The following is a 25137-nucleotide window of genomic DNA, read 5'->3' as shown; positions in this document are numbered from 1 at the left end:
CCTATCGGCAAAGCAGAACGCTAAAAATGCCGCCGGGCAGCGCAGCCTTTCGCACAGCCCGGTCGGCCTGTCGCTCACGGGGCAGTCAGACCGCGCCGTCGGCCTTGATCTGGCGAACCGCATCCTCGACCACGTCCAGCGTCTGGCCGATCACGGCGTCATCGTGCTCACTCGACATGAACCAGGCGCCACGCTCGAGCGCCCGCACGCCGCGCCGGAGCAGAGCCGTGGTGAACGCCACATAGGCCTGCTTGTCCATGCGGGCGAGGTCCCGGTAGTTCGTGGCCGGCTCTTCGAGACCGAAGGCCACGTGGAAGACCTGCGGGAAACCCTCGACCGAGGCCTTGACGCCGGCGCGCTGGAAGATCTCCCGCATGCCGCTCATCAGCCGCGTGCCGGTCTTGTCTATCCCGGCATAGAGCGATGGCTGCAGCGCCTTCAGCGTGGCGACCGTCGCCGCCATGGCGATGGGCTGCGAGTTATAGGTTCCCCCATGCACGACCCCGCCCGTCGAGAACAGGTCGAGCAGATCGGCGCGGCCGGCGATGGCCGCCACGGGGAAGCCGTTGGCGATGGCCTTGCCGAAGGTCGAGAGATCCGGCGAAACGCCGAAACGCTCCTGGGCGCCTCCCGGCGCCAGACGGAAGCCGGTGATGACCTCGTCGAAGACCAGGATCGTGCCGTGGCGCGTGCAGGCCTCGCGCACGCCTTCGAGATAGCCGGCGGCCGGATGAACCGCGCCGGCATTGCACATGGCCGCTTCCATGATGACGGCGGCGATGTCTCCCTTCGCCAGCCGGGCCTCCAGCAGGTCGAGATCGTTCCACGGCAGGACGACGAGCGTTTCGGCCGTGTCCGCGAGCTGGCCCTTGCTGCCGGCGACGGCCTTCGGCGCTTCATAGGGGCCGGCAGCGTCGAGGCCGGGCGCTGTCGACCACAGGACGTTGTCGAACCAGCCGTGATAGTGGCCCTCGAACTTGATCACCTTCTGCCGGCCGGTCGCGGCGCGGGCGACGCGCAGCGCCGCCTGGTCCACTTCCGAGCCCGAGCTGCCGAAGCGCATGCGCTCGGCCGAAGGCACCATCTCGCAGACGAGCCGGGCGGCCTCCGCTTCCACGGCCGTCTGGCCGGCGAAGAGAATGCCGCTGTCGATCTGGGTTTTCACCGCCGCCGTCAGCGCCGCTGGGTTGTGGCCGAGGATCATCGGCCCCATGCCGAGATAGTAGTCGATGAGCTTGTTGCCATCGACATCGTAGAGATAGGGGCCTTCTCCGCGTTCGAAGACCAGCGGCGTCGGCGAGATGTTCAGGCGGAAATTGCTGTTCACGCCTCCCGCCATCCACTGGGAGTTATGCTTGATGGTCGCAGCGGATTTTTCGAAGGACAAAAGGGACCTGGAGTCCGTTTTCGGATTTCCAATGGTTGAAGAAAGTGACAAGGCAATGCTCCTGATCATACCTACGGTAACTGGCGTCAGTTCCATATTTTTGTAAATTGGATGCCGTTCCGTCTGGCGGAATACTGGCTGGTGTCATGTATTTCGGCTCAAGAGCGCTCGTCTTTCGCGATGGCAATGCAGTCGATTTCGTAGCGCAGCCCGCCAAGGCAGCGCGACAGTGTGGTGCGTGCCGGATAGGGCTGCTTGAAATAGTCGAGATACAGGCGGTTGAACTCCGGCAGGTCGGTGTCGTCGCGGACATAGTTGCGGGTCTGCACCACATGCGCGAGATCGCTGCCGGCTGATTCCAGAACCTTGCGCAGGTTTTCCATGGAGCGGCGCAGTTCGCCCTCGAAACTGTCGGGGATGATCTTGCCCGTCTTGTCGACGGATGCCTGCCCGGAGACGAAGATCAGGTTGCCGACACGGGTGGCGGGGCTGAACGGCAGGTGGGAACGCGGCGTGTTCGGATCGCCCGGATATTCGATGGTCATGTCAGGTCCTTTGGTGGCTGATGGGGAAGACTGGCTGGCGCAGCCGGCGATAGGGCAGGGTGGTCAGAGCGCTGGTGCACGGCCCGGCCGTCTTGACCGTGTAGCTGCCGGCCATGATGGGATCGTAGGCACGCCGGTGCGCCACGGCCGCCTTGACGCCGATCGCGAACAGTGTCTCCGGCACAATGCCCTGCGAGCGGAGCTGCCCGAGATCGTTGGGCGAAGTCTTGAGGCTGGTCAGCAGCACGGTCACGCCCTCGATTCGGACGACCGCCGAAGCGCCCATCCTGATATGGATGCCGCGCGAGGCGACCATGTGGCTGTTCCGGTCCTCCAGCGTGAAGGCGCCGTCGCTGCGGCTGACGAACGCGACCTCCGCCTCCAGCGGGCCGGCGCCGAGCGGGCTACCCCGGCCGCCGATGCTCAGCTTGCGCCGTTCTCCCGCTTTCGCGCCCGCGAGCGCGGCCACGGCATCGGCATCGGCGATAATCACTGCGGCATTGGTGAAGCCATGCTTCAGGAAGCCGCGCAGCACCGCCGTGTCGTCTCCGGGCGCGCCACCGCCGATATTGTCGGCCGGTTCGACGACGATATAGGGGCCGCCGCTTTTCGTCTTGATTTCCGACAGGGCGGCATCGAGATCCCATTCCTCGGGCTTTCCGTGCTCCTGCAACTCGATAGCCGTCCGCTCCAGCGCATCGAGCGCCTGGTTAGCCTCATGCTCCGGGGCGGTGGTGGTGATGCTGAACGCCACGCCGGCGTCGGGGACGTCGGAGAAGGCGTAGCCAGCGACAGTGCTGATTTCCCAGATGTCCGGGTTCTGAGCTTCGAGCGCGCGCGCCTGTCGCGCGAGGTCGCGCATCGGCCGGTCCGCCGTGCCGGTGCCGGGCGGCGCCCAGATGATCGGCGCGTTGCGCACGAACACTTTGGGCCGCAGGTTCCCGGCCAGCGACCTCGCCAGCATCCGCGCCGAACGCACGGCTGAATCCCTGGAATCGATGTGCGGATTCTCGCGATAGCCGATGAGGCCGTTGGCGTGCGCCGCCATCTTCGCGGTCATGGTGGCGTGAAGGTCGAATACGGCGAACAGGGGCAGCGTCTCGGCGCCGGGAACAGCGCGTATCCTGGCCAGAAGGTCGCCTTCCGGATCGACGGAGCGCGTGGTGACCATGGCGCCGTGCAGGGAGAGCCAGATCCCGTCGAGACCGCCCTCGGCGAGCGCTTTCACGAGACCCTCCTCCAACTCGTCGCAGAACTGTTCGAACACCGCATGGTCGATGGTGCCGGACGGCGTTGCGGAATAGTCGCTGATCGGGACCACCTCCCAGTTTTCCGCTTCCGCCACTTCGAGGAAACCGGAAATCGTCGAGCCGTCGTGCCTGCGTTGCAGGAGTTCTTCGCCGCGCTTGATGGCGAAGTCGTCGAATGTGGTGTTCTGCGCGACGAAGCTGTGGGTCTCGTGAAAGATCGCCGCGAGCAGGATGCGCTTCTTACTCATGTGTCCTCACCGCATTGATGGGTTGAAACGGGTTCCGCTGTTGCCGCGAAGATGCGCCGCCCCTTTCGCAACCGGGGTTGGTCGTTTCTGTTCCGGCGCCCGGCATGTTGGATTGTTGTTCTACATTGTAAGATGTTGTGAGATTGCAATCTGAGACATTGAAACTATGGGAAATCGCAAATTGCAAGGCGTTTGTGCGGAATTTCTGCGCAACCATCTTGTGCGCGGTTGACAAAGTATTCGATCTGGCCGCTAATTGATGATCAATAGGCAGCAGTTATTCTATAATATGGAATGATTGAAAGCCGAAGGCGGCAAGGAGGGAGCAATTGCGCGTTTTCGTCGCTTCTCTGGCAACCGAGACAAACACGTTCTCGCCGCTGTTCGTCGACAGGACGGCTTTCGAGTCCGCCTTCTACTGCCCGCCCGGAACGCATCCGCAGACGCCGACCCTGTGTTCGGCGCCCGTTGTCGCCGCGCGGCAGCGCGCCGCCGCTGAAGGCTTCACGCTGATCGAGGGAACGGCGACCTGGGCGGAACCCGCCGGTCTGGTGTCGCGGGAAGCCTATGAAAGCCTGCGCGACGAGATTCTAGATCAGCTCGAGCAGGCAATGCCGCTCGACATCGTCCTGTTCGGATTGCACGGTGCGATGGTCGCGCGCGACTATGACGACTGCGAGGGCGACCTCCTGGCGCGGGCGCGGGCCATCGTGGGGCCGGACTGCGTCATCGGCGCGGAACTCGACATGCATTGTCACCTGACCGACAAGCGGGTCGAAGCCGCCGATATACTCGTTGCCTTCAAGGAATTCCCCCACACGGACTTTCTCTACCGGGCTGAAGATCTGGTGGAGCTCTGTCTGCGGACCGCGCGGGGCGAGGTGGCGCCGGTTTCCGAAGTGTTCGATTGCCGCGCCATGTCGGGCTTCATGACGAGCCGTGAGCCCGGCCGCGCCTTCGTCGATCGCATGCTTGCGATGGAGGGGCGGGACGGCATTCTCAGCATTTCCGTCGCGCACGGTTTCCAGGCAGCAGATGTCTATGACGTTGGCACCAAGGTTCTGGTGGTCGCCGACGGGGAGGCGAACAGGCCGAAGGCCAGGGCGCTGGCCGAGGCGTTGGGGCGCGAGATTCTCGGATGGGGGGGCTCCGGCGCCGGGCCGCGCCATTACAAGCCGGAGGAGGCTGTCGCCCTGGCGCTGGCCGAGGAAGGCCAGCCCATCGTCTTCGCCGACCGCTGGGACAGTCCCGGCGGCGGGGTCGCCGGCGATTCATCGGTGATGGTCGAGACGCTGCTGCGCCATCCGGAAATCCCGGCCGCCATCGGCGCGTTCTGGGATCCGACAGCGGTGTCGCTCTGTCGGGGCGCCGGCGCGGGCGCCGTCATACCGCTGCGGTTCTGCGGCAAGGCGGCCGCAACGTCGGGGCCGCCGGTCGACGCGGTGGTGACGGTGCGCGCGACGACCGACGATCTGCTGATTCCGTTCGAGCAGAGCTGGGTCTCGCTCGGCCCGGCCGCATCCATAACGATCGGGAATCTTGACATCGTGCTGGTGACGGGCCGCGCCCAGACCTTCAGCCCGCCCGCCTTCACCGATCTCGGTATTGATCTTGCGCAGAAGAAGATGGTCGTGGTGAAATCCTCGAACCACTTCTATGCGGCCTTCTCGAAGATCGCCGCGCAGATCCACTATCTCGACACGGGCGGCCCCTATCCAGCGGATGTGACGAAGATCACCTACGCCAAGGTTCGCCGCCCTATCTCGCCTCTGGATGCGAACCCATGGCTTTGATTCCACGACTTGATGTTGCGGCACTTGACGAACAGCCGCTCGACCCGCTGACCAAAGGGCTGCCGTTCGGCGTGCCGCCGATGCGCCTTGGCGATGTCGGCGGACAGGGCTGGAGCCTGCTGGCCGGCGACATTCCCTTGCCCGCTGCGATCATCCGCGAGGACATTCTGCGGGCCAACAGTGCATGGATGCGCGATTTCACGGCGGCGAACGACCTTCTGCTCGCGCCGCACGGAAAGACCACCATGTCGCCGCATCTGTTCGACCTGCAGATTGCGGACGGCGCCTGGGCGATCACCGTCGCGACGGTCCAGCAGCTGGAAGTCTGCCGGCGTTTCGGGGTGAAGCGAATATTGCTGGCAAACCAGCCGGTAGGCCGTGCCGCCGCCGATGCCTGTTTCGGGGCCCTTCGCGATGAGGCGCTGGAGCTCTATTGCCTGGCCGACGGCGAGGCGGGACTGGCATTGCTTGCCGATGCAACGCGGCGCAATCCGCCGCCGCCCGGCAATCCGCTGCGCATCCTCGTCGAGGCCGGTTTCACAGGTGGTCGAACCGGTGCTCGGACGCGCGCCGAGGCGCTGGCGCTGGCGCGTGGCATCGCGGCGATGCCCGGCCTGCAACTCGCCGGCTTCGAGTGTTTCGAGGGTGTGCTGCCGACGCCCCAGGCGGCCGACGAGCTGATCGACGATGTCGCAGCACTTGCGTCGGCTGCGCTCGATGAAGGGCTTGTTGCGGGGGAGGCGCCGGTGGTCATCAGCGCCGGCGGCTCGTCCTTCTTCGACCGGGTGGGCGAGCGCTTCGACCGCGTGTCGTTCTCCCGGCCGGTCCTGCGGGTCCTGCGCTCGGGCTGCTACCTGACGCATGACACAATGGGCTACGCAAAGGCCTTCCAGCGCATTGTTTCGGAAACGACGCTCAATCTCCCTGCCGGCGGCCTGGAGCCGGCGCTGGAGGTCTGGGCCTATGTGCAATCCCGGCCGGAGGCGGGCCGCGTGATGCTGACCATGGGCAAGCGGGATGTCGGCTTCGACGCCGGCCTGCCGCAGCCGCAGCGCTGGTACCGTCCCGCATCGGGCATGGATGCGCCGCAACCGATTCCCGGTGGGCACGAAACCGTCGCGCTCAACGATCAGCATTGCCATCTGACCGTGCCGCAGGACAGCCCGCTGGCGTTCGGCGACATGGTCGGCTTCGGCATCGGCCACCCCTGCACGACCTTTGACAAATGGTCGATGCCGCTGGTGGTCGATGAACAGTATCGGGTGACGAAGGCGTTGAAGACCTATTTCTGATCGCCTCCGCACCCGGAGAAAGGATTGCAGGCAGCGTTGGCCGACGGTGGCCGATGCGCTGCGGGACATGAAAGGGTGAGGCAATGAGCGCGATCGGCGAAGACTATGTCGTTCAACCGGTGATGAGGGCCCTGCAGGTTCTCGAGTATGTGACGCGCCAGGGGCGCGACGTGACGCTCACCGAGACGGTGCACGCCGTGCAACTCCCGAAGACGACCGTTTTCCGCTACCTGCAGAGCCTTTCGGCAGCGTCGTTCCTGGAATATGACCTGCGCCGCGACCGCTATCGCACGGGTCCCCGGTTCCGCGATCTGGCCGAGGTGGACCGCGACCGGCAGCACCTGCGCGACCATGCCCTGCCCGAGATGCACAGGCTCGCGGAAGCGTTCAGCGAAACGGTCAACCTGGCCGTCCGCGCGCAAGGCGAGATCGTCTATATCGACATCGTTGGCGCCGAACGGCCCGTGCGGATGCAGGCGCGGGTGGGGCACCGGCATCCGATCCACTCGACATCGCTCGGCAAGGCGATGGCCGCCTTTCTGCCGGACGAGGCGATGGAGCCGATCCTGAGCGCCGCGCTACCGGCGATGACCATCAGGACGCTGACCGACGGACGCAGCCTGCGACGGCAGGCGAGCGACGTGCGCCGTTGCGGCTACGCGGTCGAGATCGGCGAGAACGAGGACGGCCTGATGTGCATCGGTGTGCCGATCCTCGACGGTACCGGTTACCCGGTCGCGGCGATGAGCCTTTCGGCGCCCGAGAAGCGCATGCGCGGGCAGGACATGACGGCGCGCGCCGCGGAGGCGCTGAAGGAGGCCGCCGTGCGCATCTCGACATGTATCGGCTCCATGGCGCCGCGCCCGGAGTTCGCGCTCTCTCCTGTCGAGCTGCGCGCGTGAGGGGTCTTGTCTTGTTCCTCCTGGCGAAACCGGATGTCGTTGACCCTCTCGTTCGGCAAAAGTAATTTTGCGAATAAATATAAGTAAAAAATGGGGAATCGGCGATCTCAATTTGAATTTCGGGAGATTGCTGTTTCCTTTGCGTGAACACAAAAGGGAAGAGCCGTGCGGATCGCAGTAATACATATCGCGCAGGAAACGAACGATTTCAATCCGAAGCTGACGACCCTGAACGACTATCGTTCATTCGGGATTCTCGAGGGTGCGGAAGTCTTTGAGACGATGCGCGGTTACGGGCAGGTTGGGGGCTATCTGCAGGCCGTCGAGGACAGCGGCCTTCAGGTGGAGTCCGTGCCGATCATTCGCGCTTATTCGCTGGCCGGCGGGCGCATCAGCCGCGAGGCGTTCGAATTCTTCCAGGAGAAGATCCGCGAAGGCCTGACGGCGGCGGGGCCGATCGACGGCCTGGCGCTGCAATTGCATGGCGCCTGCGCCGCGGACGGCGTCGACGATGTCGAGGGCGCGCAGGTGGAACTGTGCAGGTCGCTGCTCGGCAAGGACGTTCCGATCGTGCTCGGCCTCGATCATCACGCGAACGTCACACGCAAGATCATCGACAATTGCGACGCCATCGTCGGACATCGCACGCAGCCGCACGACACGTTCGATACCGGCGTGATCGGTGCCGAGCTCCTGTTGCGCATCATCACCGAGAAGCTCGAACCCGTGATGGCCTGGCGAAAGATCCCGCTCGTCTCGCATCAGGAACAATTCCTCACTTCGCAGGGACCGATGAAGATCTGGTTCGACCGGGCGCGGGAGATGGAGAAGGATCCGCGCGTGCTGCAGGCATCGAACTATCCGATGCAGCCATGGCTGGACGTCGCGGAGGGTGGCTGGTCGACGATCGTCGTGACCAATGGCGACCAGGCGCTGGCGGAGAAGCTGGCCGACGAACTGGCCGATCTCTGCTGGTCGCTGCGCGACGCGTTTCAGGTGCGCGAGGCGGTTCCGGTGGACGAGGCGGTGCTGCAGGCCGATGCGGCGGAAAAAGGCGTCGTCATCATCAGCGACACCGGCGACACGGTGTTCGGCGGGGCCGGCGGCGACAGCAACGTGATCCTCGAAGCAATGCTGCGGCTGGGCATCAAGGGAAAGGCGCTGGTGCCGATGATCTCGCCTGCGGCAGCTCACAAGCTCGCCGCCGCAGGCGAGGGCGCGGAGGTCACGCTCGCCCTTGGTGGCGACACGGCGGACAATTTCTTCCAGCCGCTCGAGGTCACGGGCATCGTGCGCAAGGTCGGCGGTGGCGTCGTCAAGATCGATTACAACCAGCAGAGCGAGGTGGATATCGGCTGCGCCGTAATCTTTGAGATCGGGCCGGTGACCATGCTGATCACGGAACTTCGCGGCGTGGCCGGCAACGTGCCGAGCATCTACCGGGTCATGGGCGTTGAGCCGAAGGATTTTCAGATGGCGGTGCTGAAGACCGCCTCGAACTTCCAGTATTTCGCGCCGATCGCCTCCCGGCTCATTCGTGCCGACACGCGCGGGCCCGGACAATCCGACGTCATGACGCTGCCGTGGCGGCGCGTGCCACGGCCCATGTATCCGCTGGAGCATTTCGACGACTGGAGGGCGCATTCGTCACAGCCGGGCGAGGGGGTGCTGCAGCGCTAGGCCTTCGCATGACGGGGAACGACAAGAGCAATCAAAACCAAGGAATGGGAGCTATCGACATGAAGAACGCATTGTTACGACCGATCAGGACGCTGGGGGTCCTACTGGCTTTGGCCACGGCGCCAGCTCTCGTCATCGCGACGCCTTCCCAGGCGGAGGAATTGCAGGGCGGGACCATGCATGTCGGCGTGCTCGCCGACATGACCAATTTCGATCCGATGCAGTTCTCGACGGTAAATTTTCCGCTGATCAAGAACCTCTATGACAGCCTGATCGAATACACGCCGGAAGGCGAGGCGATCCCGAGCCTCGCGACGGACTGGACAATCGCCGAAGACCATATGTCGGTCAGCGTCACCCTGCGCGAGGGCGTCAAATTCCATTCCGGCGCGGTGCTGACATCGGCGGATATCGCCGCCACGCTGGCGAAGGCGACCGATCCGAAGAAGGGCAAGAACGTCTACTCCACCATGGCGATCGTCAAGGACTGGACGACGCCCGACGACAAGACGGTGGTGATCAACTTCAAGGCGGCGACGCCCGACCGGCAGATGCTCGACCTCTTGCAGTTCGTCATGCCGATCGAGGCCGCCGGCATCGAGACGGTGGAAACGGTTCCCGCCGGCACCGGCGCCTACAAGCTCGACAGCCGCGCCGTGGGCCAGAACATCGTGCTGACGGCCAATGAGGACTACTGGCGCGAGAACGAGCCGATCCTTGGCGAAGTCCGCTTCACGATCTTCAGCGACGACGCGTCGGCCAGCGCCGCGCTCGAATCCGGCGGTCTGGAGATGGTCTACGGCGGCGCGGCAAGAAGCGCAGTGCGCCTGCAGGACGCAGGTTATCAGGTCATCCGTGGCCCCGGACCTCTGGTGCAGGTGTTCCGCATCAACGCCACCAAGGCGCCCTTCGACAACGCCAAGTTCCGCCAGGCCTTCAACTATCTGCTCGACCGCGAGGGCATCCTGCGCGTCGGCTATGCCGGCCTCGGCGAGGTGGTTGCCCTGCCGTGGGCGCCCGCGAGCCCGGCATTCGATGCGTCCTACACGGAGAAATATGCGTTCAATCCTGACAAGGCGCGGGAACTGTTCACCGAATCCGGCCTGAGCAAGGCCGAGATGGAAGACTGGAAGCTTCTGGTCTACGGCACGGACGCCGCCTCCACCACCATCAGCCAGATCGTGCAGGCTGCGCTCGCTGATCTCGACATCAACATCGAGCTCGATGTGCGTGAAGGGTCGGAATATGTCGAGGCGCAACTGTCCGGCGATTACAAGGCGACCTTCGGTGGCGTCGGCAACGTCCAGAAGTTTCCCTCGCGCGTCTCCACCAACAGCATCTACAGGACGGCGAACAACCCGGTGCTGAAGGATCCGCATCCCTTCCCCGAATATGTCGCCGCGATCGAGCGGGTGAACACGACGCTCGGGCCGGACGAGGCGGTCAAGGCTGCCTACGATCATCTCAACCAGGTGCTGGTGGAATCGTCCTTCGCCATTCCTACCAATTCCTACGAGATCGGGTTGATCGTGGCCTCGCCGAAGCTCTCCGGCTTCACGCTCGACATCGACAACCTCCTTGTTGCCCGTACGATCGGCTTTAAGGAATGAGGTTGGCGGAAGGAACCGCAAATGCGGGCCCCGTACTGTCGGTACGGGGCCTGAAGGTGGCGTTTGCCGTCGCGGACCGGCATGTGCCGGTCGTGCGCGGCGTCGACTTCGACGTCTATCAGAACGAGGTGCTGTGCATCGTTGGCGAATCTGGTTCCGGCAAGAGCGTCACCTCGCTCGCCGTCACCGGGCTGCTGCCGGAAACGGCCCGTGTCGAGGGCAGCATCACCCTTGGCGGGGTCGAGGTGAACGGCGCAGGCCGCGACGCGCTTCGGCGCATGCGCGGCGAGGATGTCGGCTTCGTCTTCCAGGATCCGGGTACCACGCTCAACCCGGTCCTCAAGGTCGGGCGTCAGATCACGGAAGGGCAGGTGGCGCTGTCGCGCCTGCGCCCGGCGGAGGCGGAAGGGCGCGCGGTCGAGCTGCTGCGTGATGTCGATATCGCCGATCCCGAACAGCGCGTCCGGCAGTATCCGCATCAGTTTTCCGGCGGCATGCGCCAGCGGGCCGTCATTGCCATGGCGATCGCCGGCCAGCCGAAGCTGATCATCGCCGACGAGCCGACCACCGCGCTCGACGTGACCGTGCAGGCGCAGGTGCTGTCCGTCCTGGCGCGCCGCCAGGCGGAGATGCGCGCCGCCGTCGTCCTCATCACGCATGATCTCGGCGTCGTCGCGCAGGTCGCCGACCGGGTTGCCGTCATGTATGGCGGCCGCATCGTCGAGACCGGGCCGGTGGAGGCGATCTTCCGTTCGCCGCGCCATCCCTATACCCGCGCCCTGCTGCGCTCGATCCCGCGCATGGACACGGACGAGGTTAGGCTCGACCCCATTCCCGGCCAGCCGCCGATGCCGCACGCCTTGCCCGCGGGCTGCGCCTTCGAGCCGCGCTGCGCGCTCGGCTCGGGCCGCCCACGCTGCCGCGAGGAGGAGCCACCGCTTTCGACGGTCGCCTCGGAACAGAATGCCGCGTGTCATTTCGTCGATGAAGCGCCGCCCGCCCCGAAAGTGCATGCGATGGCGAGGCCGAAGATGGCGGAGGCCGAGGCTCCGCCGCTGCTCGACGTGAAGGGGCTGAAGGTCCACTTCCCGATCAAGTCGAGCGTTCTGCAGCGCACCACCGGATGGGTTCGGGCTGTCGATGGCGTCGATATCAGCGTCCGGGCGGGCGAAACGCTGAGCCTGGTCGGTGAATCGGGCTGCGGCAAGACGACGATCGGCCGGACCGTGATGGGCCTTGTGCAGGCGACCGCCGGCGACATCCGCTTCGACGGTCAGTCGATGGTCCGGCTCGGTCCGGCCGACAAGCGCAAGGCGCGCCGCCGGATGCAGTATATTTTCCAGGATCCCTATTCGTCGCTCAATCCGGTTCTGCCGGCCGAGGACATCGTTGCCGAGCCGCTGCGCATCCACGGTCTCTATGACGAGATGGGCGGAGCCGAACGCGTGGCCGAACTGTTCGACATGGTCGGCCTGTCACGGAGCATGCTCAGCCGCTATCCCAGCGAGTTCTCCGGCGGCCAGCGGCAGCGCATCGGCATCGCCCGGGCGCTGATCCTCGCGCCGCGCCTGGTCATTCTCGATGAACCGGTCGCCGCGCTGGATGTGTCGATCCAGGCGCAGATCCTCAACCTGCTGCAGGACCTGCAGGCGGAGCTGGGCCTTTCATATCTGTTCATCGCGCACAATCTGTCCGTGGTGCGCCACATCTCCGACCGTGTCGCCGTCATGTATCTCGGCCGCATCGTCGAGCAGGGCACGCGCGACGAACTCTACAGCAACCCGGTGCACCCTTATACGCAGAGCCTCCTGTCGGCTGCCCCCGATCCAGACCCGGCGGCGCGGCACAGCAGCAGGCGCATCGTGCTGGAGGGTGAGATCCCCAGCCCCGCCGCGCCGCCTTCCGGATGCGTCTTTCACCCGCGCTGCTTTCGCGCAGATGCCCGCTGCTGCGCAGAGGTTCCTGCCTTCCGGCCCTATCCGGGACTGGCGACCTGGACAGCTTGTCATCATGCCGGCCCGCTGGAGCAGAATCCTGCCGCGCTTGCGGAGGTTTCGCGATGAACCGGGCGTGGAATTCGACCCTGTGGCTGCTGAGCGGGCTGATGGCGCGCCCGGCAAGTGCGGCCGCCCTCCTGTTCCTGGCCGCGATGGTGATTGTCTCGTTGTTTGCGGACCTTCTGCCAATCGACCCCTTTGCCCAGAGGCTGACGGATGCGCTGAAGGGGCCGTCCGCCGCCAACTGGTTCGGGACGGACGAGCTTGGCCGTGACATCTTCGCCCGCGTGATCTACGGCGCCCGCACATCGCTCTCGACGGCGGCGGCCGCGGTGGTGATCGCGGCCTCCGTCGGCATTCCGGTCGGCCTTGTCGCCGGCTTCTTCGGCGACTGGCGCGACACGGTGCTGATGCGCTTCATCGACGTGCTGCTCGCCCTGCCGGCGATCCTGTTCGCCATGGCGTTGATCGCCGTTCTCGGACGCAGCCAGATGGCGGCTTTCATCGCTGTCGGCATCACCGGCATTCCGAATTTCGCCCGCATCACCCGCGCCCGCGTCCTGTCGTTGCGCAAGAGCGATTTCGTGACAGCGGTGGAGGCTTTCGGCGGCTCTTCGGGATACAACATGTTCCGCACGATCCTGCCGAATGCGTGGAGTCCGATCCTGGTCCAGGTCGTGGTCCTGTGTTCGGTCGCCATCCTTCTCGAAGCGGCGCTTGCCTTTCTCGGTGTTGGCGTGGCGCCTCCGACGCCGAGCTGGGGCGAGATGCTGCGCACGGGCAAGTCCTATCTCTACGAGGCGCCCTACTACGCGGTCCTCCCGGGCGTCATCCTGACACTCACCATTCTCTCCTTCGACGTGATCGGGCGCGCGCTGGCGTCGCTCCTCGAAGACCGCCATGACGCCGGCGGCGTCCAGATCGAAAGGACCGCGTCATGATCGGGTTCGTGCTTCGCCGTCTGGTGCAACTGGTGCCCGTCCTGCTCATTGCTTCGTTGGGCATCTGGGCGATCCTCTATGCGGTGCCCGGCGGTCCGGTCGCCGGGCTGGTGGGCGAGAACGCGACACCGGAGCAGATCGCCGCCGTCACCGCCCAATATGGTCTCGACCGGCCGGTGGTCGTGCAGTATCTCGACTGGCTCCGAAGGGCTGCCGTTGGGGATCTGGGCGTCTCGATCTATGCGAGCGAGCCCGTGGTCGACCTCATCGGCCAGCGTCTGCCGGCGACCCTGCATCTGGCCGTCGCGGCGACACTCGTCGCTCTGGCACTCGGCATTCCCGTCGGCGTCATCAGCGCGATCTCGCCCGGCTCGTGGATCGACCGCGCGCTGTCGGCCTGGAGTGCGCTGGCGCTTGGCGTGCCGACGTTCTGGCTGGGCATCCTGCTGATCCTCTGGTTCGCGGTGGACCTGCGCTGGCTGCCTGCCGTCTCGGGCTACGTGCCGATCTGGGAAGAGCCGCTGACGGCGATCCGCAATCTCCTGCTGCCGGCGATAACGCTGGGCGTCTACGTGTCGGGCATCCTGGCGCGATTTCTGCGCGCCTCGCTGGTGAGTGAACTGCGCGCGGACTATGTGCGCACGGCGCGTGCCAAGGGGCTACCCGAGCGGCAGGTGGTGGGGATCCACATCATGCGCAATGCGCTCCTGCCGTTCATCACCATCGTCGGCCTGATGATGGCGAGCTTCATCGGCGGCGCCGTGGTCACCGAGGCGGTGTTCACCTATCCGGGTCTCGGCCGGCTGCTGATCCAGGCCATCAGCACGCGCGACTACCCGCTGATCCAGGGCTGCATCGTCGTCATCCTGATACTCTACGTGGCGATCAATCTAGCTGTGGATGTGCTCTATGCCTATGTCGATCCGCGCATCGATTACGGCTGACGCGGGTCGCGGCCTGTCACGGCGCGCCGGGCGAGGAACCGCAGGCGTCAGTGCGTCAGGTCGTGGCTGATCCGCGCCAGATTGGCGACGAGCAGGGTGCCGAAGCGCTGCACGGTCCTGGGATCGAAGCGCGCGGCGGGGCCGGCGATGCTGACCGACGCGATGACATCGCCGCCCGGGCCGAAGATCGGCGCTGCGATGCAGGCGCTGCCCAGTTCGTTCTCCTCCATTTCCACGGTCCATCCGTCCGTCTTGCAGCGCTCGAGCACGCTCTCGAGTTCACGGGTCTCGGTGATGGTGTTGGGGGTCAGCTTAAGCAGCGGTCCGACCGCATAGATGAACTTGCGGAAATGGTCGCTCTGATAGGCCAGGAGTGCGCGGCCGCAGGCGGTCGAATGATAGGGCGCGCGCGTGCCCGAATAGGACGAGACGCGCAGGTTCTGGCTGCCCTCGAGGCTTTCGACGATGACCGCGTCGGCAGGGCAGGGCAGGGCGAGGTTGATGGTCTCTCGCGTCTCGGCGCAGAGCGACACGAGATGCGGCCGTGCGATGGCGAGGATGTCGAGCCGGCGTTCCACCGCGCGGCCGTAGACCACATGCTGCAGGCTGAGACGGTAGGAGCCCGTTTCGGGATCGCGCTCGGCAAGTCCCGTCTCGACGAGCGCGTTGACGAGGTTGAACGCCGTTGTCTTCACCAGGCCGGTTCTGGAGGCAAGCACGCGCAGCGAAACCCAGTCGCCCTCGACCATCGCATCGAGAAGCGCCTTGGCGCGGGCGATGGACTGAATGCGCGCTTCCACTGCAGGGCCTTGCTCGCGGGTGGCATCAGCCATGAACGCTTCTCCTTGATGGTCGGCTTTCTTGCCACGCGCCGGGGGGAGGGGCAAGTTAGATTTCATCTTACAATATAGGATGAAATTTTTGGTTGCAAGCCATTCATCCATATCTTCAAAGTGCGCAAAAGTCGCGATAGCGCAATAATTCCGTAAAAACCGGTTGACGCATGAAGGGTTTGCTCCTTTACTTCTCAGCGAGGAACGCATCCTGTCGTACTATATTATTGAACGATAGAAGGCGGCGCTGTCCGATGCGGCAGTGATGGAGGCAAGCGGTTCGCGGGAATATGGGTTGGCCGATGGCCAGCCGGATCCCGACCGATATGCGGAACCGGGGTGAGATGAAGCAACGTCCGAGGATACTCTTCGCGGGATTTTTCCATGAAACCCACACATTCGTGGAAGACCGGACAGGAGAGGCGCAGTTCGATATCCGGCAGGGCGACGCGCTTTTCGCGCGGCGTGGCGACGCCTCGGCCATGGACGGCTTTCTGGAGGTGGCGGAGGAGAACGGCTGGGACCTGATCGCCTCGGTCGAGTACACCGCTCTTCCTTCGGGGATGATCGACCATGCGGTTTTCGAGCGCTTCTGGCAGGCGTTCGAGGCCGATCTGCGCGATGCGCTGCAGTCGGGCCCGCTGGACGGCATCTGGCTCGAGCTGCACGGCGCTGCGGTGACCGACGCATGCGATGATCCGGAAGGTGAGTTCCTGCGGCGCATCCGCGGCGTTTCCGGCGCCGAGTGTCTGCCGGTGTTCGGCGTGTTCGACCTTCACGCGACCTTCACCCGGACAATGGCCGGGAACGCCAACGGCCTCGTCTGCTATCGCGAGAACCCGCACACCGATGCCCGCGATTCCGCGGTTCGGTCCGCCCGCCTTCTGGCGCGCAGCCTCGACGAGGCAACACTGCCGTGGATGGCGGTCCGCAATCTGCCGCTGATGTGGCCGCCGACCGGGACGGGCACTGCCGACGATCCGATGAAGGAGCTTGAGGCGCGCGCCCGGGACATCGAGCGGCAGGACCCGGCGGTCTGGGCGGTGAATGTCGTGGCCGGGTTTGCCTTCTCCGACGTGCATGATGCTGGTGTGGCGTTCTCGCTGGTCACCGAGGGTGACCGCGCGTCCGCCGAGCGGCATCTGCAGTCGCTGGATGATCTGGCCATGGCGCTGCGCGAGCGCGGCCTGCCGCGGGAGTGGGATCTCGATGCGGCGCTGAAGGCGATCGGCGATGCGCCGGGGCCGAACATCGTCGTCGAGCCCGCCGATAATATCGGCGGCGGGGCGGGCGGCGACTGCACGGCCGTGCTGCGCGGGCTGCTGCGGCACGGAATGGAGAACTCGGCGGTCGTGATCGCCGATCCCGAGGCCGTTGCCGGCCTGCAGGATGCGCAGCCGGGTGATGTCCGGCGCCTGCGCATCGGCGGCAGGAGCAGCCCGCTCGACGAAGGCCCGGTCGAGGTCTCGGCACGGCTCGTCCGGCTGAGCGCCGGCGCCTTCCGCCTCGAGGACCTGAACAGCCATCTCGCCGCCTCGCAGGGCGCGACATTCGACATGGGTCCCTGCGCGGTGATCGTCGCCGACGAAACCGTCACCGTGCTGCTCACCAGTCGCAAGACGCCGCCATTCGATCTGGGCCAGCTGCGCTCGCAGGGCATCGAGCCGGAAGCGCTTTCGGTGATCGGCGTAAAGGCGGCCGTCGCCCATCGCCGCGCCTATGACGGCATCGCCAAGGCAAGCTACACGGTCAGCACGCGCGGCCCCTGTGCAAGCAATCTGCGCATGCTTCCCTATCGCAAGCTGCGCCGCCCGATCTACCCGCTCGACCCGATATGAGCAGGAGGACCGGCGCGATGCTTCCCGAACACACGAACCGCCATCCGATGCTCCTTTCCGAAATGCCGGAAACGACCGGTTCCGCGCGGCAAGCCGATCGACGGCGGGCGGTGGACCGGAGCCGGAAGGGCTTGATGGCGCGGCGGGGTTCCGGCCTGGGGCGGCCGGGACCTCGCCGCTCGGCGGCCGTCGCCGAAGAAGGGAATGTTCTGCAATTGAGCCTCCGTGCGGCGACTGTCGAGCGACCGCACCCGAGCCTGCTGCACGCCAGCAATCATCATAATGGGGAGAATGCGCCATGCTGAAAAGAACACAGACCATCGCAACCGCGACTGACGAAACTGCCGACGCCTGCGCCCTGTCCCGGCGCAGCCTGCTGCGCCTCGGACTGACCGGCGGGGCGATGCTCATGGGCATGCCCGCCTTTGCGGCGGGCGATGGCAAGGACGGAGCGCCGGTGGCCGGCGGCACCCTGACCATCGGCGCCGACGCCGACCCGATCGGTCTCGATCCGACGGTCGTGACGGCCTTCTCCTCCGCTGATTTCATCGCACTCATCTATAGCGGCCTGCTGCGCTGGAATGCGAAGATGGAGATCGAGCCGGATCTGGCCGTCAGCTATGAAATGCCGGATGAGAAGACCTACATCTTCAAGCTTCGCCAGGGCGTGAAGTTTCACAACGGCCAGGACTTCACCGCCGAGGACGTGAAATACACCTTCGACAGGATTCTCGATCCGGCGACGGCCAGCCATCTGCGGGCGCAGTACTCCACCGTCACCGCGGTAACGGTGGTCGACCCCTACACGGTGAAATTCGAGCTGGAGTCCGCCGATGCCGCCTTCCTGAACTATCTGGCGACGGCCGATGACGGCGCGATCGTGCCGAAGGGGGTGGAAAACCTCATGACCGACCCGGTCGGCACCGGACCCTTCATTTTCGGATCGTATCAGCCGAACCAGCAGTTCACCCTGAACGCCAACCCGGACTATTACGAGGAAGGCCTGCCGCTTCTGTCGACGGTGGTGTTCCGCTTCTACAAGGATCAGTCGACCCTGTCGTCGGCGCTGCGCTCCAAGGCCATCGACATGACCTGGCTGAAAGATCCGAAGGTGGCTGCGCTGATGAGCCGGACATCGCCGCAGCTCGTCTCGGCACCCGGCCAAACCTCGCGGACCTTTCCGATCTGGATGAACCTGAAGGCCGCGCCGTTCGACGATGTCCGGGTCCGGCGGGCGCTCAGCCTGGCGACTGATCGCGAGGCCTGCGTGCAGACGGTGCTGAGCGGCTCGGGCAAGGTTGGTGCGATGCTGCCGGAGAGCCATGTGGGCGGCTATGACGGTACCGGAGAAATGCCCTACTACAAGCACGACCCGGAAGCGGCGAAGAAGCTGCTCGCCGAAGCGGGATATCCCGACGGCATCGATCTGGGCGAATACATCGTCGTCGCCGCTAACGCGCTGGATGTCGCCTGCGCGCAGATCCTCCAGCAGCAGTGGCAGGCGGCGGGCATCACCGTCAAGCTGATGCCGATGGAAACAGCACCACTGCTCAATCACTGGAGCTCAGGCACCTGGCCGACACTGCTGTCCGTGGCGCTGAGCTGGACGCCAGATGCGGACGCGATCTTCCAGTACCTCGTCTCCGACAGCAAGTTCGGCAAGGCGGTCGGCGTGTCGGACGACAAGCTCGACGCGATGATCGCCGAGGCGCGCTCGGAGGTGGACACAGAGAAGCGGGCCGCCAGGAACATGGAGATCCAGAAGCACATCGCCGAGAACGCCTATATCCTGCAGGTCTACCAGTACCCGCTGCGCTGGGAGATCTGGTGGGACAGCATCAAGGGCTACGAGCCGCTGGCGGCCAATGTCCGTTCGTTCGTCCGCACGGCGTGGCGCGATGAATAAGGCGCTGCTTGCCTGGGCTGCGAAGGGGACGGCGTGCCCATGAGACGGATGGTCATAGCGCGTCTCGCCTGGACGGTTGCGATCCTTCTGGGCGTTTCCTTCGTTGCCTTCATGCTGGTGCGCGCGCTGCCGGGCGACTTCGTCCAGACGTCGGCCGGCGCGCAGAATGTCGCGTCCGATGTGCTGGAGGCGGCCCGGCGCGAGCTGGGCCTCGACCGGCCGCTCCTCGAACAGTATCTGATCTGGCTCGGCAATGCCGTGCGGGGCGATTTCGGCTATTCCTTCGTCACCCGGCAGCCGGTCGTCGGCGAGATCCTGCCGCGCTTCGTCGTCACCTTCCAGCTGACCCTGATCGCCGGGCTCATTGCCATGGCGATGGGGGTCGCGACGGGGCTTGCCTCGGCGCGGCTGCGCGGGCGTGCGGACTGGATCGTCCGCCTCTACAACGGCTTCATCCTGGCCGTTCCGAACTTCGTCGTGGCGACGCTGATCGTGCTGGTCGTCGGCCTCTATTTTCCGCAGATCGCCATCTTCAATTACACGCCGTTCTTCACCGATCCGCTGGCCAATATCGGCGGGCTGCTCCTGCCGGCCCTGTCGCTGGCGCTGGCGGTTTCCGTGACCATCTCGGAAAACACTCGAGCGGCTGTCCTCGAGGTCTCGGGTCAGGATTTCGTCATGGTCGCGCGCGCCAAGGGCCTGTTGCCGCGGACGGTGCTTGCGAATTACCTGATGCGCAACGCCCTGACGCCCATCGTCACGGTGACGGGCCTTCAGGTGGCGACATTGCTCGGCGGCAGCATCCTCGTCGAGACCATCTTCGCCATTCCCGGCATGGGACAGTATCTGTTCGATTCCATCACCAGCCGCGATTACCCGGTCATCCAGGCCATCGTGCTGCTGGCGTCGGCAGTCGTCGTCATCGTCAACATGTTCGTCGACATCGCCTATGCACGGATCGACGCGAGGGCGCAGTCATGAGCGATACCGTTCACAACACCGCCCACAACAACGACAAGGAGGCTTCGCGGCCGGAAGCTGTCGCGCCGCGCCGCCTGCCGTTCACCAGCGGACAGGTTCTTCTGGTCCTCGGGCTCGTGATGCTGGCCCTGATGGCGGTCGTCACGATCTTCGCGCCGCTGATCGCGCCGTACGATCCCGCGCTGACCTCCGCCAGTTCCCTCGCCGCGCCGAGCGCCGAGCACTTGCTAGGCACGGATTCCATCGGCCGGGACGTGCTGAGCCGCCTGATCGTCGGCGGGCGCACGACCCTGCTGATCACCAGCGTCGCCGTGTTCCTGGCGCTGGCCGCCGGTCTCGTGCTCGGCTTGCTGTCGGGCTACGTGGGCGGGATTGTCGACGATGTCATCATGCGCGTTCTGGACGTCATCTTCGCCTTTCCGGTGTTTCTGCTTGCCATTGCCGTGGTGGCGGGGCTGGGGCCGAGCGTGCCAAACCTTATCCTGACCATCGCCATCGTCTACACGCCGGCCATGGCGCGCGTCGTCCGTGGGCCGGTGCTGAGCGTCAAGCAATGGGACCATGTGGAGGCGGCGCGCAGCATCGGCATGAGTGAGTTGCGCATCGTCCTCCGCCACGTGCTGCCGATGGTGGTGTCGCCGATCGTCGTGGCAACGAGCCTGACGCTGGCGCAGACCATCTTCACGATCACCGCTCTGTCCTTCCTTGGGCTGGGGCCGCCGCCGCCTGATCCAAACTGGGGCGGCATGCTCGCCGAGGCGCGTCAGTTCATGGAACTCGCGCCGCTGACGGTGATCGCGCCTGCCGGGGCTATCGTCTTCGCCACACTCACCTTCATCGTGCTGGCCAACGGGCTGCGCGAAGTCCTCGATGTCGGGAGCGTACGTTGAGCAAGGCCGATCCCATACTTCGCGTCCGCGACCTGACCGCGCGCATCGTGACCCGCAAGGAAACCTTCCAGGCGGTGCGCGGCATCTCGTTCGACATCGGGGCGGGCGAGGCCGTGGGCTTCGTCGGCGAATCCGGCTGCGGCAAGAGCGTAACGGCGCGGGCGCTGATGCGCCTTGCGCCGGAAGGCACCGCCATCGCGCTCGACGGCGCGGTCGATTTCCACGGGCAGGACCTGCTTCGCCTCGGTGAGGTGGCCATGCGGGACATTCGCGGCCGGCGCATCGCGATGGTCTTTCAGGATCCGATGACCTCGCTCAATCCGGTGATGAGCATCGGAGCGCAGATCGACGATATCGTTTGCCGGCACATGGGGCTTTCCCGCCGGGAGGCGCGGCAGAGAACAGTCGAGCTGCTGGCCTCCGTCGGCATCCCCGACGCCGCCCACCGGGCGGACGATTATCCGCATCAGTTCTCGGGCGGCATGCGGCAGCGCGTCCTCATCGCGGTCGCCATCTCCTGCGATCCCGAACTCCTCATCGCCGATGAACCGACGACGGCGCTCGATGTCACGGTCCAGGCGCAGATACTGCGCCTGCTGCTGAGGCTGCGCGACGAACGCGGCATGTCCCTGATGCTGATCACGCATGATTTCGGCGTGGTCGCCGGCATGGTCGAGAGGGTCAACGTCATGTATGGCGGCGAGATCGTCGAAGCCGGTCCGGTCGAGCAGGTCTTCCATGCTCCGGGCCATGCCTATACGCGGGCGCTGCTCGACGCCGTCCCGCGCCTTGACAGTGCGGGGCAGAAGCAATGATGGAAACGATGAGAACGGCAACGGGCGAGACGGCGCTCCTGGCCAGCGTGCGCGATCTTTCGGTGGTCTTCCCCGCGCGGCGCGGCAAGCCGCCGGTGACCGCCGTCGACCGGGTGTCGTTCGACATCGGGCCGGGACGCACGCTCGGCCTCGTCGGCCAGTCAGGATCTGGAAAGACGACGACGGGGCGTGCGGTGCTTCAGTTGCAGAAGGTGCATTCCGGGTCGGTCAGGCTGCTCGGCGAGGAACTGATCGGCATGCCGTCCGCCAGGTTGCGCCGGATGCGCAGGCATATGCAGTTCGTGCTGCAGAACCCCTATTCCAGCCTGCATCCGCGCATGACGATCGCGCAGACTTTGGCCGAGCCGCTGCGCGTGCACCGCTCGGTCCCGGCCAACCGCATCCGCGAGCGGGTGGCGGAACTATTGGAACTGGTCAGCATGGATCCGGCCGTGATGCAGCGCTATCCGCATGAGTTTTCCGGCGGGCAGCGACAGCGCATCGTGATCGCGCGCGCGCTGGCGGTCAATCCGGACTTCGTCGTCTGCGACGAGCCGGTTTCCGCGCTCGACGTCCGGACGCAGGCGCAGATCGTCGCCCTGCTGCAATCGCTGCAGGAGAAGCTGGGCCTGTCCTACCTGTTCATCGCCCACGATCTGGCAATCGTCCGGGAGGTTTCCCACGACGTCGCCGTGATGTTCAATGGCAGGATTGTCGAACATGGAAGCGTCGCGCAGGTCTATGACAGTCCGGGACACCCCTATACGCAGATGCTGCTCGATGCCGTGCCGATACCGGACCCGGCCATCCAGCGCCAGAGATTGCGCGCCGCGCCGCCGGATCTTGATTTTGCCCGGCCCGAGGAAGACGGTTCATGCCGATTCGGCGAAGACCATCGTCGGACGGGAACCCCGCCGTTTCATGTCGGCGGCGACGGGCATGGCGTGTCCTGCCGGTCCTGGCCGCTCACATGACACAAGGAATATGCAGAAGAGGAATTAGACGATGAAGCTCATCCGTTACGGCGAACCGGGTCGCGAGCGCCCGGGCCTCGTGGATGCCGATGGCGCGCTCCGCGACCTGTCGGCCCATGTGGAGGATCTGTCCGGTGCCGCGCTCGATCCGGCGGCATTGGCAAGGTTAGGAACGCTCGACGCAACCTCCCTGCCTCTGGTGGAAGGAACGCCGCGCCTCGGCCCCTGCGTGGCGGGAACCGGCAAGTTCGTCTGTATCGGGCTGAACTTTTCCGATCACGCGGCGGAAGCGGGCGCGGCCGTGCCCAGCGAGCCGATCGTCTTCATGAAGGCGAACTCGGCCATCGTCGGCCCGAATGACGATCTGCGCATTCCGCGCGGCGCGGAGAAGGTCGACTGGGAGGTGGAACTCGGCGTTGTCATCGGCAGGACCGCCAAATATGTCGATAAGGCGGACGCGCTGGACTACGTCGCAGGCTATTGCGTTGCGCACGACGTTTCGGAACGGGCCTTTCAGATCGAGCGCCAGGGCCAGTGGACCAAGGGCAAGTCCTGCGACACGTTCGGTCCCGTCGGTCCGTGGCTCGTGACGACCGACGAGGTCGGCGATCCCGGCGACCTCGGCATGTGGCTGAAGGTCAACGGGGAAACCATGCAGAAGGGGTCGTCGAAGACGATGGTCTTCGGCGTGGCGGAACTCATCTCCTACCTCTCGCAGTTCATGAGCCTGCATCCCGGGGACATCATCTCGACGGGAACCCCGCCGGGTGTCGGCATGGGCATGAAGCCGCCGCGCTACCTGAAGGCCGGCGATGTCGTCGAACTCGGCATCGACGGGCTGGGTGCCCAGCGGCAGGCCGTCAAGGCCGACCTTTGATCGTTTCGTGAGGAGCCGTCCCCCGGTCTTGCGGCATTCTTCCAATCCCGCGGGCTGGAAGGCGAGGGCGGTTCAACCGGAGCCGGAATGGTCGCGGGTGCTGTAGATCTCGGCGCTTGCCAGCATCAGCGCGTCGGCGACCTCGTCATAGGATCCGTCCAGGGTCGAGGTTGCGACCCGCACGTGGCGGCTGGGCCGAGTGGAGAACTTTGAACCCGGGTTGACCGCGATGTTCCGCGCCGCCAGCGTCACCATGGCGAAGGGTTCCGAGGCCACGGGCACCCAGGCGCACAGGCCGCCGCCCGGGCCGATGTCGATCCCGCGATCCAGCAAGGCGGCGGCCAGACGGTCCCTCCGCTCCTGATAGATCGCGCGGGCGCGCGCCACATGCGCCCGCGTTTCCGCGTCGTCGAGAAGCCAGGCGCCGGCCGCCTGCAGGATACGGCTCGTCCACCCGGCGCTGAAGGCACGGTAGGACTGGATCTGCTCGATGATGGCCGACGTGCTGGACAGGACGGCAAGGCGCAGGTCCGGGCCCAGCGTCTTCGAAAGCGAATGGACATGAATGGTGCGGTCGGGAAAGCGCCCGCCGAGGCTTTGCGGCGGCGCAGGCGAGATGTCGCCCGCGCCGTCGTCCTCGATGATCAGCGTGTCGCAATTGTCGAGCAGGTCGCCGAGCGCGGCCAGCCGTTCCGGTGACACCGTCCGGCCGGTGACGGAGTGGAGGCGCGGCTGCACCAGAAACGCCGCCGGGCGCAGCCGCATCGCCGCCGCCAGCGAACCGGGCAGCGGTCCCTCCGCATCGCAGAGCACCGGCACGATGTTGACCCCGCGGTCCTCGAGAATGTCCAGGAGCCGCATCGCCGTCGGCTGTTCGATGGCCACCGTCGATCCCGGCAGGACGAGCGCGTGCAGGAGCGCGTAGATCGCGTTGTAGCCGCCATTGGTCGCCAGAAAGGCTTCTGGGCCGTAGGGCCAGGTTCGCCGCACCGCGTTCTCGAGTTCGGGGACGATGCGGCTTCGCTTGTAGCTGTTCAGCCCTTCCACCGCGACCCCGTGGGCAAACGCCCTGTCGAGCTTCGGGAGCAGGCGCGGGTCGGGCGCGGCCAGTGTCAGGTCGAGCACGTCCTCGCCGTAGTCGCCGGCGCTAGCCAGCCGTTCCGGCTTGGCGATGAAGCGGTCGCCCGTGACCCAGGTGCCGTTGCGTCCGCGCCCGTTCAGGATCTTCTGGCGCCTGAGTTCGCTCCACGCCTCTGAGATGGTGGCGGGGCTCACGCCCATTTCGAAGGCGATGTCGCGGATCGACGGCAGGCGGGTGCCGACGGGCAGCCGGCCGGAGCGGATCAGCGCGCTGGTTTCGATCGCGATGCCACGGATCGATGTGTCGCCGATCCGCTCCGCAAACCATTTTCCGGTGATGTCGTCGTTCATCGC

General features: G+C 65.5%; 20 protein-coding genes. 15 read left to right on the top strand and 5 right to left on the bottom strand.

The features are described from left to right. Window positions 1-85: 85 nt before the first annotated feature. From NA2_RS12815 to NA2_RS12805, 3 genes are all read right to left on the bottom strand, one after another. Window positions 86-1327, bottom strand: coding sequence for an aspartate aminotransferase family protein (locus NA2_RS12815; protein ID WP_244423642.1), 1242 nt, complete (start codon window positions 1325-1327; stop codon window positions 86-88). 218 nt (window positions 1328-1545) lie between these two features. After that, window positions 1546-1932, bottom strand: a complete 387-nt coding sequence (locus NA2_RS12810) for a RidA family protein (RefSeq protein ID WP_008597370.1) — start codon at window positions 1930-1932, stop codon at window positions 1546-1548. A gap of 1 nt (window position 1933) precedes the next feature. Further along, window positions 1934-3430 carry a M81 family metallopeptidase gene (locus tag NA2_RS12805; protein WP_008597369.1) on the bottom strand — a complete coding sequence of 499 codons (1497 nt, stop codon included), beginning with the start codon at window positions 3428-3430 and terminating at the stop codon, window positions 1934-1936. Window positions 3431-3759: 329 nt separating this feature from the next. Here NA2_RS12805 and NA2_RS12800 point away from each other — a divergent pair, with 329 nt between their 5' ends. The 8 genes from NA2_RS12800 to NA2_RS12765 all read left to right on the top strand — a co-directional run bounded on the left by NA2_RS12800 (window position 3760) and on the right by NA2_RS12765 (window position 14589). Beyond that, a complete protein-coding gene (locus tag NA2_RS12800; protein WP_008597367.1) occupies window positions 3760-5223 on the top strand; it encodes a M81 family metallopeptidase in 1464 nt (487 codons plus the stop codon). Further along, window positions 5214-6515, top strand: coding sequence for an alanine racemase (locus NA2_RS12795; RefSeq protein ID WP_008597365.1), 1302 nt, complete (start codon window positions 5214-5216; stop codon window positions 6513-6515). Before NA2_RS12800 ends, NA2_RS12795 begins: the two co-directional genes overlap by 10 nt. Before the next feature lie 83 nt (window positions 6516-6598). Continuing rightward, window positions 6599-7417 carry an IclR family transcriptional regulator gene (locus tag NA2_RS12790; RefSeq protein ID WP_008597364.1) on the top strand — a complete coding sequence of 273 codons (819 nt, stop codon included), beginning with the start codon at window positions 6599-6601 and terminating at the stop codon, window positions 7415-7417. 165 nt (window positions 7418-7582) lie between these two features. After that, on the top strand, window positions 7583-9097 hold the full coding sequence (locus NA2_RS12785) for a M81 family metallopeptidase (RefSeq protein ID WP_008597363.1): 1515 nt from the start codon (window positions 7583-7585) through the stop codon (window positions 9095-9097). Window positions 9098-9156: 59 nt separating this feature from the next. Further along, complete coding sequence (locus tag NA2_RS12780; RefSeq protein WP_040677734.1) at window positions 9157-10707, top strand: ABC transporter substrate-binding protein; 1551 nt, start codon at window positions 9157-9159, stop codon at window positions 10705-10707. 2 nt (window positions 10708-10709) lie between these two features. Further along, on the top strand, window positions 10710-12770 hold the full coding sequence (locus tag NA2_RS12775) for an ABC transporter ATP-binding protein (RefSeq protein ID WP_008597360.1): 2061 nt from the start codon (window positions 10710-10712) through the stop codon (window positions 12768-12770). Then, window positions 12767-13645, top strand: a complete 879-nt coding sequence (locus NA2_RS12770) for an ABC transporter permease (RefSeq protein ID WP_008597359.1) — start codon at window positions 12767-12769, stop codon at window positions 13643-13645. Before NA2_RS12775 ends, NA2_RS12770 begins: the two co-directional genes overlap by 4 nt. Beyond that, window positions 13642-14589, top strand: coding sequence for an ABC transporter permease (locus tag NA2_RS12765; RefSeq protein WP_008597357.1), 948 nt, complete (start codon window positions 13642-13644; stop codon window positions 14587-14589). The genes NA2_RS12770 and NA2_RS12765 overlap by 4 nt, the downstream gene beginning before the upstream one ends. A gap of 47 nt (window positions 14590-14636) precedes the next feature. Here NA2_RS12765 and NA2_RS12760 read toward each other — a convergent pair whose 3' ends face one another. Further along, complete coding sequence (locus NA2_RS12760; protein ID WP_008597356.1) at window positions 14637-15422, bottom strand: IclR family transcriptional regulator; 786 nt, start codon at window positions 15420-15422, stop codon at window positions 14637-14639. Between the two features lie 344 nt (window positions 15423-15766). Between NA2_RS12760 and NA2_RS12755 the strand changes: the two genes are divergently transcribed. From NA2_RS12755 to NA2_RS12725, 7 genes are all read left to right on the top strand, one after another. Next, window positions 15767-17260, top strand: a complete 1494-nt coding sequence (locus NA2_RS12755) for a M81 family metallopeptidase (protein WP_040677772.1) — start codon at window positions 15767-15769, stop codon at window positions 17258-17260. Between the two features lie 298 nt (window positions 17261-17558). Beyond that, entirely contained in the window at window positions 17559-19166 is a 1608-nt protein-coding gene (locus NA2_RS12750; RefSeq protein ID WP_008597352.1) for an ABC transporter substrate-binding protein, read from the top strand. Between the two features lie 39 nt (window positions 19167-19205). After that, window positions 19206-20147, top strand: a complete 942-nt coding sequence (locus NA2_RS12745; RefSeq protein ID WP_040677732.1) for an ABC transporter permease — start codon at window positions 19206-19208, stop codon at window positions 20145-20147. Beyond that, window positions 20144-21037 carry an ABC transporter permease gene (locus NA2_RS12740; protein WP_008597350.1) on the top strand — a complete coding sequence of 298 codons (894 nt, stop codon included), beginning with the start codon at window positions 20144-20146 and terminating at the stop codon, window positions 21035-21037. Before NA2_RS12745 ends, NA2_RS12740 begins: the two co-directional genes overlap by 4 nt. Continuing rightward, complete coding sequence (locus tag NA2_RS12735; protein WP_008597349.1) at window positions 21034-21852, top strand: ABC transporter ATP-binding protein; 819 nt, start codon at window positions 21034-21036, stop codon at window positions 21850-21852. The genes NA2_RS12740 and NA2_RS12735 overlap by 4 nt, the downstream gene beginning before the upstream one ends. Before the next feature lie 8 nt (window positions 21853-21860). After that, entirely contained in the window at window positions 21861-22826 is a 966-nt protein-coding gene (locus NA2_RS12730; RefSeq protein ID WP_157188223.1) for an ATP-binding cassette domain-containing protein, read from the top strand. Between the two features lie 31 nt (window positions 22827-22857). Next, complete coding sequence (locus NA2_RS12725; RefSeq protein WP_008597347.1) at window positions 22858-23703, top strand: fumarylacetoacetate hydrolase family protein; 846 nt, start codon at window positions 22858-22860, stop codon at window positions 23701-23703. Between the two features lie 72 nt (window positions 23704-23775). Here the strand turns inward: NA2_RS12725 and NA2_RS12720 are convergent, their stop codons facing one another. After that, complete coding sequence (locus NA2_RS12720; protein WP_008597345.1) at window positions 23776-25134, bottom strand: aminotransferase-like domain-containing protein; 1359 nt, start codon at window positions 25132-25134, stop codon at window positions 23776-23778. Between the last annotated feature and the right edge of the window lie 3 nt (window positions 25135-25137).

This window comes from Nitratireductor pacificus pht-3B, assembly GCF_000300335.1.
Taxonomy (GTDB): Bacteria; Pseudomonadota; Alphaproteobacteria; order Rhizobiales; family Rhizobiaceae; genus Nitratireductor; species Nitratireductor pacificus.
This window is presented reverse-complemented; position numbering and strand designations above follow the sequence as displayed.